General features: G+C 67.1%; 9 protein-coding genes and 1 pseudogene. 6 read left to right on the top strand and 4 right to left on the bottom strand.

Translation table 11 applies throughout. From position 1 onward, the window contains the following. Both HUK84_RS07750 and lptG read left to right on the top strand, forming a co-directional pair. Window positions 1–246: LptF/LptG family permease (locus HUK84_RS07750; RefSeq protein WP_176639774.1), on the top strand; the 246-nt coding region annotated here is incomplete at its 5' end. Then, the gene (gene lptG / locus HUK84_RS07745; RefSeq protein ID WP_176639773.1) at window positions 243–1,310 is read left to right on the top strand and encodes an LPS export ABC transporter permease LptG; all 1,068 of its coding nucleotides are present in this window, start codon (window positions 243–245) and stop codon (window positions 1,308–1,310) included. The genes HUK84_RS07750 and lptG, both read left to right, overlap by 4 nt. A gap of 2 nt (window positions 1,311–1,312) precedes the next feature. Here the strand turns inward: lptG and HUK84_RS07740 are convergent, their stop codons facing one another. The 3 genes from HUK84_RS07740 to HUK84_RS07730 are packed head-to-tail and all read right to left on the bottom strand — an operon-like array spanning window position 1,313 to window position 4,150. Continuing rightward, complete coding sequence (locus tag HUK84_RS07740; protein WP_317135255.1) at window positions 1,313–2,257, bottom strand: CDP-alcohol phosphatidyltransferase family protein; 945 nt, start codon at window positions 2,255–2,257, stop codon at window positions 1,313–1,315. 49 nt (window positions 2,258–2,306) lie between these two features. Beyond that, the gene (locus HUK84_RS07735; protein ID WP_176639771.1) at window positions 2,307–3,023 is read right to left on the bottom strand and encodes a phosphocholine cytidylyltransferase family protein; all 717 of its coding nucleotides are present in this window, start codon (window positions 3,021–3,023) and stop codon (window positions 2,307–2,309) included. After that, entirely contained in the window at window positions 3,023–4,150 is a 1,128-nt protein-coding gene (locus HUK84_RS07730; RefSeq protein WP_176639770.1) for an inositol-3-phosphate synthase, read from the bottom strand. The genes HUK84_RS07735 and HUK84_RS07730 overlap by 1 nt, the downstream gene beginning before the upstream one ends. A 766-nt stretch (window positions 4,151–4,916) precedes the next feature. Between HUK84_RS07730 and HUK84_RS07725 the strand changes: the two genes are divergently transcribed. The 3 genes from HUK84_RS07725 (at window position 4,917) to HUK84_RS07715 (ending at window position 6,500) form a co-directional block, all read left to right on the top strand. After that, window positions 4,917–5,276, top strand: a complete 360-nt coding sequence (locus HUK84_RS07725; RefSeq protein ID WP_176639769.1) for a hypothetical protein — start codon at window positions 4,917–4,919, stop codon at window positions 5,274–5,276. 131 nt (window positions 5,277–5,407) lie between these two features. Further along, entirely contained in the window at window positions 5,408–5,587 is a 180-nt protein-coding gene (locus HUK84_RS07720) for a CsbD family protein (RefSeq protein WP_176639768.1), read from the top strand. Between the two features lie 214 nt (window positions 5,588–5,801). Then, window positions 5,802–6,500: an HAD family hydrolase gene (locus HUK84_RS07715; RefSeq protein WP_176639767.1), complete on the top strand. Its 699-nt coding sequence runs from the start codon at window positions 5,802–5,804 to the stop codon at window positions 6,498–6,500. A 13-nt stretch (window positions 6,501–6,513) separates the two neighbouring features. Here HUK84_RS07715 and HUK84_RS07710 read toward each other — a convergent pair whose 3' ends face one another. Beyond that, entirely contained in the window at window positions 6,514–6,975 is a 462-nt protein-coding gene (locus HUK84_RS07710; RefSeq protein WP_176639766.1) for an Lrp/AsnC family transcriptional regulator, read from the bottom strand. A 124-nt stretch (window positions 6,976–7,099) separates the two neighbouring features. On the opposite strand from HUK84_RS07710, the pseudogene HUK84_RS07705 reads away from it, so the two are divergent. Further along, window positions 7,100–7,399 (top strand): annotated as a pseudogene (locus tag HUK84_RS07705) (aminotransferase class V-fold PLP-dependent enzyme); the annotation flags it as partial.

The raw sequence follows: 7,399 nt of genomic DNA, 5'->3' as shown, positions 1-7,399 counted from the left end.
TTGCTGGCGGTGCCGCTGGCGCGCGGACGCCCGCGGCAGAACCGCTACGGCAAGCTGGGCACCGCGATCCTGATCTTCTTCGTCTATTACCTGCTCTACACCTCGGCGCGGACCTGGGTGCAGCATGGCATGGTCGGCACGCTGCCCGGCATCTGGTGGGCGCCGGCGATGCTGGCGGCCCTGGCGGCCTTCCTGCTGCGCGACCAGATCGCGGCGGGCCTGACGGACCGGGTCCGCCGGGCATGAAGCGTTTCGACCGCTATATCCAGATGGTGACGCTGCGCGCCTTCCTGCTGGTGGCGATGGGGCTGACCGCCCTGTTCAGCCTGCTGGAATTCGTCGACCAGCTCCCGCTGGTCGGGCACGGCCGGTACCGGCTGGCCGACGCGGTGGCCTATGCCGCGCTGCTCAGTCCCGCGCGCTTCCTGCAGGTCACGCCCATCGCCATGCTGCTGGCCTGCCTGCTGGGGCTGGGCGGCTTGGCGAAACATTCGGAACTGACCGCGCTGCAGGGGATCGGCCTGTCCGAGACGCGCATCATCGCCGCGGTGCTGCGCCTGGTGGCCCCCATCGTCGTGGCCCTGTTCCTGCTGGCGCAGTTCGTCGTGCCGCCGACGCGGCAGATGGCGCAGGAACGGCACGACAACGCCCTGGCCAGCGTCGCGGACGAGCGCGGCCAAAGCTTCTGGGCCCATGGCGACGACCAGTTCCTCAGCGTGCGCCGCTTTCCCGTCGAGACCCAGGCCGAAGACGTCGATATCTACCGTTTCGCCCCCGATGGCGGCATGACGGAATATCTGCACGCCGCCGGGGCGCGGATCGGCGCCGACGACGTGTGGATGCTGCGCGACGTGACGCGCAAGACGATCGCCGCGTCGCAATTCCGCACCGATCACCTGGACAGCCTGGCCTGGCCCGCCTTCCTGTCGTCGCGGCAGATCCGCTTCCTCAGCCTGCCGCCCGAAAGCGCGCCGCCGATCGCGCTCTACCGCTATATCCAGGACCTCAAGCGCCATCACCTCCCCGCCACGCGCTACGAACAGGAACTCTGGGAGCGGATCAGCATCCCGTTCGCGATGATCGCGCTGATCGCCTGCGCGGCGCCGTTCGTGTTCGGGCCGCCGCGCGCGCAGAATGTCGGCTATCGCATGGCGATCGGGGTGGCGATCGCCACGATCTTCTCGCTCGGGCAGGAAATCACCAGCCGCCTGGGCCTGCTGTTCGACCTCAACCCGGCGCTGACCGCGCTGACGCCGTCGCTGCTGCTGATGATGTCGGCGGCCTACCTGCTGATCACGACGCGGGACTGAACCTAACGGACGTTAACAGACAGGGCTCTCGCGGGCGCGGGGCGCGCGGGTGGCGCCTCGGCCGCCACGCCCTCCAGCGCCGCCAGGAAGCGCGCGTCGCACCGGCGCTGCCGGCGCAGCAGCCCCAGCAGGATGACCGAGAACCCCACGATCTCGAAGGCGAAATAGGCCAGCGGCCGTCCCGGCAGCGCGCACAGAAAGAGTCCCAGCGTGCGGTAATTGGCCGACAGCACCGACCAGCGTCGCACCTGCAGCGCGAAGGCCGCGCGATAGCGCTGGCGAATGTCCGGCGCGCGGTCGGGATGGGCCGCCAGCATCACCGCCAGGCGGCCATTCAGCCCGCTTTCGCCCAGCGCGGTCGTCAGCGCCTCGATCCGGGCATACAGACCGAACAGCACGTCCCCGGCCCGTCGGCCGGACGGGACGACATTGCGGGCCAGCGGCGACGCCCCCCGTCCCCAGCCCCAGAAATTATAATCCTGGCGCTGCCGTTCATAGGCCGCCGACTGCACGGCGTGGCAGAACCCGGCCACCGCCACCAGCGCCCAGACCCAGCCGCCATGACGCGGGGCCAGCGACAGGGCCAGCCCCACATAGACGGCGGCAAAGGTGGCATAGTCGCACACCCCGTCCAGAATCTTGCCAGTCTGCGAATATCGGCCCGTCAGGCGCGCCAGTTGCCCGTCGGCGCCGTCCATGACGTGCCAGACCACCATCAGCATGAAACCGACCAGCACGGCGCGCGGATCGCAGCCATGCAGAAAGCCGGCATGATAGGCGACGCCCGCCAGCAGCCCGGCCGCCATGCCGGCCAGCGACACCGCGTTGGGCGACACGCCCAGCCGCGCGAAACGCCGCGTCAGCCAGGCCGAGGCCGGATGAATGACATACAGGTTGGTCGGCTCTTCGATTTCCGACGTCCGCCTGACCGGATCCGGCTGGGCCACGACTATCCGTCCCTGTTCCATCGCGTCTTCCCGGCTGGGGCGGCCCCCTTCAGAGCGCACCCTGCGCCATCAGGCGTTCGGCCTTGTCATAGGCCACCGGATCGTCGACATCGATCCATAGCCGGCCGCCAATGTCGCACACATGGGCGCGCCGCCAGCGGGCCAGCGTATTCATCGCGCCGGAAATACTGTCCTCGCCTTCCGCCTGACTGCTTTCCAGCGCGTCGAACATGGCCGGCGTGCAGTGGAAGATCCCGGTATCGAACGCATTGAAATCGTCGATCGACTTGCCGATGCGTTCGATCCGGCCGTCCCGGCAGCGCACGCGCGTCACGTCGTCAGGATCGTTCAGCATGCGCGCCACGTCGTAATCGACCCCCAGCGTGACGCTGTCGGGCCGGTGCGGCAGCGACGCCATCAGGCGGTTGATCCCGGGATCGAGCACATGGTCGCACATGGTCAGCAGAAACGCCCCGTCCAGGAACGGACGGGCGCACAGCACGGATACGCCGTTGGCCCGGTCCCAGGCGGGGTTATGCACATGGGTGACGCGCACGCCCTCGCATTCGGCCATGCCGTCCAGGGCAACCTGCAGTTCGCCGCCGCGATAGCCGTTCACGATCACGAATTCATCGACCCCGCCGCGCCGGGCGCGGTCGATGACTTCGGCAATCAGGGGCCGCCCCCGGATGGGCACCAGCGGCTTCAGCGGCCCCTTGTCACGCAGGCGGCTACCCTGCCCCGCGGCGACGATCAGGCATTTCATCAGGCGGGAACGGCCTGGACCGCATAGGTCTCGATAAAGGCCTCGACCAGTTCATGCGCCTCGTCATCGGTGTACTGGACCGGCGGATGCTTGCAGAAATAGGCGCTGGGACCGGCCAGCACGCCGCCGACCCCATGGTCCAGCGCCAGCTTGCAGCAGCGGATCATGTCGATGGCGACCCCGGCCGAATTGGGCGAATCCTGCACCGACAGGCGCAGTTCCAGCTCCATCGGCACATTGCCGAACAACTGGCCTTCCATGCGGATGAAGCAGACCTTGTTGTCGTTCTGCCACGGCACGTAGTCGCTGGGGCCGACATGGATGGTCTCGTCCTCCATGCGCACCTTGGCGACCGCCTGCACGGCCTCGGTCTTCGACGTCTTCTTGGACTCCAGCCGCTGCTGGTTCTTCATGTTCAGGAAGTCGGTGTTGCCGCCGGTATTCAACTGATAGGTGCGCAGCAGCTTCACCCCGCGCTTGGCGAACAGGTCGGTCAGCACGCGATGCACGATGGTGGCGCCAAGCTGCGACTTGATGTCGTCGCCGATGATCGGCAGCCCCTTGGCGGCGAAACGCGACGCGAATTCCGGATCGCTGGCGATGAAGACGGGGATGTTGTTGATGAACCCGACTCCGGCCTCCAGCGCGCACTCGGCATAGAAGCGCGCGGCCTGCTCCGAGCCGACCGGCAGGTAGTTCAGCAGGATCTGCGCGCCGCTGCGGCGCAGTTCGGCGACGATGTCGGCCTTGGTCGACTCGGGCACGTCGGCACGCACGAAGGTACGCTGCGGGTCATACGCCGCCATGTGCTCGGACAGGCCGTCCAGCACCGCGCCCATGCGCACGGTCACGCCGCTGTCGGGCACCTCGGGCTGGAAGGTCACGACGCAGTTCGGACGCGCGAAGATGGCGCGGCTGACATCGGTGCCGACCTTGCGGGCATCGATATCGAACGCCGCCACCACTTCGATGTCCGACGGGCGGTAGCCGCCGAGCGATTCGTGCATCAGCCCCACCACGTCCTCGGCGCCCCGCGCCGGGGTGTAGTAATGCAGGCCCTGGATCAGGGCGCTGGCACAATTGCCGACGCCTGCGATTGCGATGCGGATGCCGCCTTTAGTCTTCATACTCTATATACTCTATCCTGTGTACCATGCCGATAAATGACCGCGCCGCCGTCACCTGGCCGGCGCAACATGTGTCCTGGATTGTCCGCTTGCTGAACGGGCCGATACCGGAGGCGGGGAAGGGCGAATCGTCCAGCCACGTCATGACGCATCGACCCCGACCGGTAAGTCCCGGGCCGGTAAATTCATTATCCCCGGACGGGGGCGCCTGAACGAAAACACAGCCTCCTGTAACGCGCCGGACACCATCCGGGCAAAACCCGACAAGATCAAGGTCCCGCGCCGGCAGGGCCGCAAAATTCGCTCCATTTTCCGCCGATGGCCGGCAATCCGGGCATGCGCCGACGACATTGCCCGTCATCCGCCGCAATCCGACTCGGCAAGATCCGAAACTGTCGCTTTATGTTACACGAACGGATGATCGTGGAGTTAATTCCAGTTCATCTTCCAGGGCAGGAGCCGGCCGTTCCGGAAAATTTTCCCAGGAAAACCGCGAAAATTCCGCCCTGGCGCGTCCGGTCATGTCGTGTCATCCGCAACATAAAATATCGCCAAGCTACATTGTCCCGCTGCAGCGATGGCGCCGATTTACCCGCAGCCGACCGCCGGTCCGCTCATAGCGGCCCCGCTCATGGGTCCCACCCATCAGCCCCACCCATCAGCAATAGCGATCCACGCTCCCGGCCGGTTACATACGGTTTCTTTCCCTGGCCGACCCGGGGCCACACAATCGGGCGACCTGACACTGCACCGCGCGGACCCGATCATGACCCATTCCCGCCTCCTCCTGTGCTGCCTGCTGCTGGCAGTTCCGATGCTGGCCGCCTGCAGCGACGATGGCGGCGATTCCGCCAGTTGCAGCCCTGGGGCCGGCCAGGGCGGAATGGGCAGCCATCATCGCTTCGGCGGCATGGGCAGCGGCATGGGCTTCGGCGGCGGAATGGGCGGCGGAATGGGCGGTGGAATGGGCATGGGGGGCGGCCGGATGGGCGGCATGGGAATGGCCGGCGGAGATTTTTCCGGCGGCACGCCCTGCGGCGGCACGCATGGACGATCCGTCGCGGCCTCCGGCAGCGACGGCGACGGGGCCGGCCACGGCGTGACCATCGGTGACGAACAACCCTGATAGGACAAGCCCGGTCCGGCATGCCTCACAACGCCTTGACCGGACCGGTGCCGTTCCGAACCATCCGCCGTGCCGGACGTTGAAGCGCGTGCCGGCCTGCGGCCGGTATCCGTCATGACGGAGGAACGGACATGAGTGGTTTGAAGGACAAGCTGAAAGGCCATGCCGATACGATGGTCGGCGAGGTCAAGCGCGGCGTCGGCAAGATGACCAACAATCCGGGCCTGGAGGCCCGCGGCACCGCCCAGAAACTGAAGGGCGTGGCCGAGAAGGCCAAGGGAGCGGTCAAGAGCGCGGCGGACAGGTTCTGACGGCCTGACCCCGAACGACTCGCGACAGATGAACCGGCACGGGACCGGACGGCGCCACGCCGCCGGCCCCGCGCGTGCGTCGGCATCCCCAAAGGTTGCCAGGGAGTAGTTTAAGGGAAGTGGTTACCACAGGCCGGCCGGCCCGCTATGATCCCCGCCGTCCCCATTTCCGGGACATCTTCCCCAGCCCTCTTCGTCAATGACGGGATGAACGATGCCGGATACGTCTCCTTTCCAGCCCCGCCCGATCGACGGCGTGATCTTCGACATGGACGGGCTGCTGCTGGACAGCGAGACCCTGGCGAACGAAGCGCTGGTCGGCGCCGGGGCCAGCCTGGGCGTCGACATCCCGCCCGCCTTCTGCCGGCGGCTGGTCGGCGTGCCGGCCGATGGCTGCCGCGCCCTGGTGCGCGAGGCGTACGGCCCCGATTTCCCGCTGGAGACGTTCTTCGCCCGGCAGGAAGCCCATCTCAGCGCCCTCGTCGCGGCCGGACGCCTCGTGCTGAAGGCCGGCGTGGAACCGCTGCTGGATTATCTGGACCGGCAATGCCTGCCCCGCGCGATCGCCACCTCGTCCAGCCGGTCCCGCACCGACCATCATCTGGCGCAAGTCGGGCTGGACCGGCGGTTCGATGCCATCGTCACCCGCGACGACGTCACGCGGGGCAAGCCCGACCCCGAACCCTACCTGACCGCCGCGCGGCGCATCGGCCAGGCGCCGGAACGCTGCCTGGCGCTGGAGGATTCGCACAGCGGCGCGCGCGCCGCCCATGCGGCGGGGATTCCGGTGATCGTCGTGCCCGACCTGCTGGACCCGACCGAGGATATCCGCGCCAAGGCCCTGGCCGTCATGGACGATCTGCATGCCGTGCTGGACTATGTCCGCCACGCCCGCGCCGCCCATCCGTCATAGCGACCCCGCCCCGTCACAGCGGCAGGTCGCGCCGGTCGCAGATCGCCTCCATCGCCATGTAGGACGTGACCGTATCCAGTTCGACCTGCGCGATCAGCCGCTGATAGATCTCGTCGAACGCGTTCATGTCCGTGGCCACGACCTTCAGCATGTAGTCGTACTCGCCGGCGATGCGATAGAAATCGATCACGTTCGCAATGGCGGTGACCGCATTGCGGAAACGCTCCAGCCATTCGCGCGAATGATGGCGCGTGCGCACCAGCACGAAGACGGTCAGCCCCAGCCCCAGCGCCGCCGGATCCAGCCGCACGGTCTGGTGCCGGATCAGCCCGCGCTCGCGCAGCGCATGCAGCCGCCGCCAGCACGCATTCTGCGACAGCCCCACGATATCGGCCAGCTCACGTTGCGACAGCGCGGCATCCCGTTGCAGGGCCCGCAGCAATGACAGATCAAAACGATCCAGTTTCTCGTCCATACCCGATCATATGACCCAAAATATCCCGTTTCAACGCAGAGAATGATAAAGTTTCCTCGCCATTTCCCGCCTAATTTCACCTCGGATCATATCGCACGCGGACCATGACGGGATGGATGACAGGATGCCGGACCAGCAGAACCCTTTCGCCACGTTCACCGCCTCATTGCAGGCGCATGACCTGGCGGCCCTGCGGGACGGGGTGATCGGCGAAGGCGCGCCGATCGACGGTCCGTTCGGCGTCCGGCCGCTGCTCTATGCCGACTACGTGGCCTCGGGCCGGGCACTGCGGCAGATCGAGGATTTCGTGCTGACGCGCATCCTGCCCTATTACGCCAACAGCCATACCGAGGCCTCGTTCTGCGGGCAGCAGGCCAGCCGCCTGCGCCGGGCGGCACGGGCCGAAATCGCCCGGCTGTGCGGC

This window comes from Nguyenibacter vanlangensis (genome assembly GCF_013376155.1).
Lineage (GTDB): Bacteria > Pseudomonadota > Alphaproteobacteria > Acetobacterales > Acetobacteraceae > Gluconacetobacter > Gluconacetobacter vanlangensis.
This window is presented reverse-complemented; position numbering and strand designations above follow the sequence as displayed.

Coding starts and splice junctions, on each gene's coding strand:
- HUK84_RS07735 (WP_176639771.1), bottom strand. CDS start 3,023: ATGAAATGCCTGATCGTCGCCGCGGGGCAGGGTAGCCGCCTGCGTGAC.
- HUK84_RS07725 (WP_176639769.1), top strand. CDS start 4,917: ATGACCCATTCCCGCCTCCTCCTGTGCTGCCTGCTGCTGGCAGTTCCG.
- lptG (WP_176639773.1), top strand. CDS start 243: ATGAAGCGTTTCGACCGCTATATCCAGATGGTGACGCTGCGCGCCTTC.
- HUK84_RS07720 (WP_176639768.1), top strand. CDS start 5,408: ATGAGTGGTTTGAAGGACAAGCTGAAAGGCCATGCCGATACGATGGTC.
- HUK84_RS07715 (WP_176639767.1), top strand. CDS start 5,802: ATGCCGGATACGTCTCCTTTCCAGCCCCGCCCGATCGACGGCGTGATC.
- HUK84_RS07730 (WP_176639770.1), bottom strand. CDS start 4,150: ATGAAGACTAAAGGCGGCATCCGCATCGCAATCGCAGGCGTCGGCAAT.
- HUK84_RS07710 (WP_176639766.1), bottom strand. CDS start 6,975: ATGGACGAGAAACTGGATCGTTTTGATCTGTCATTGCTGCGGGCCCTG.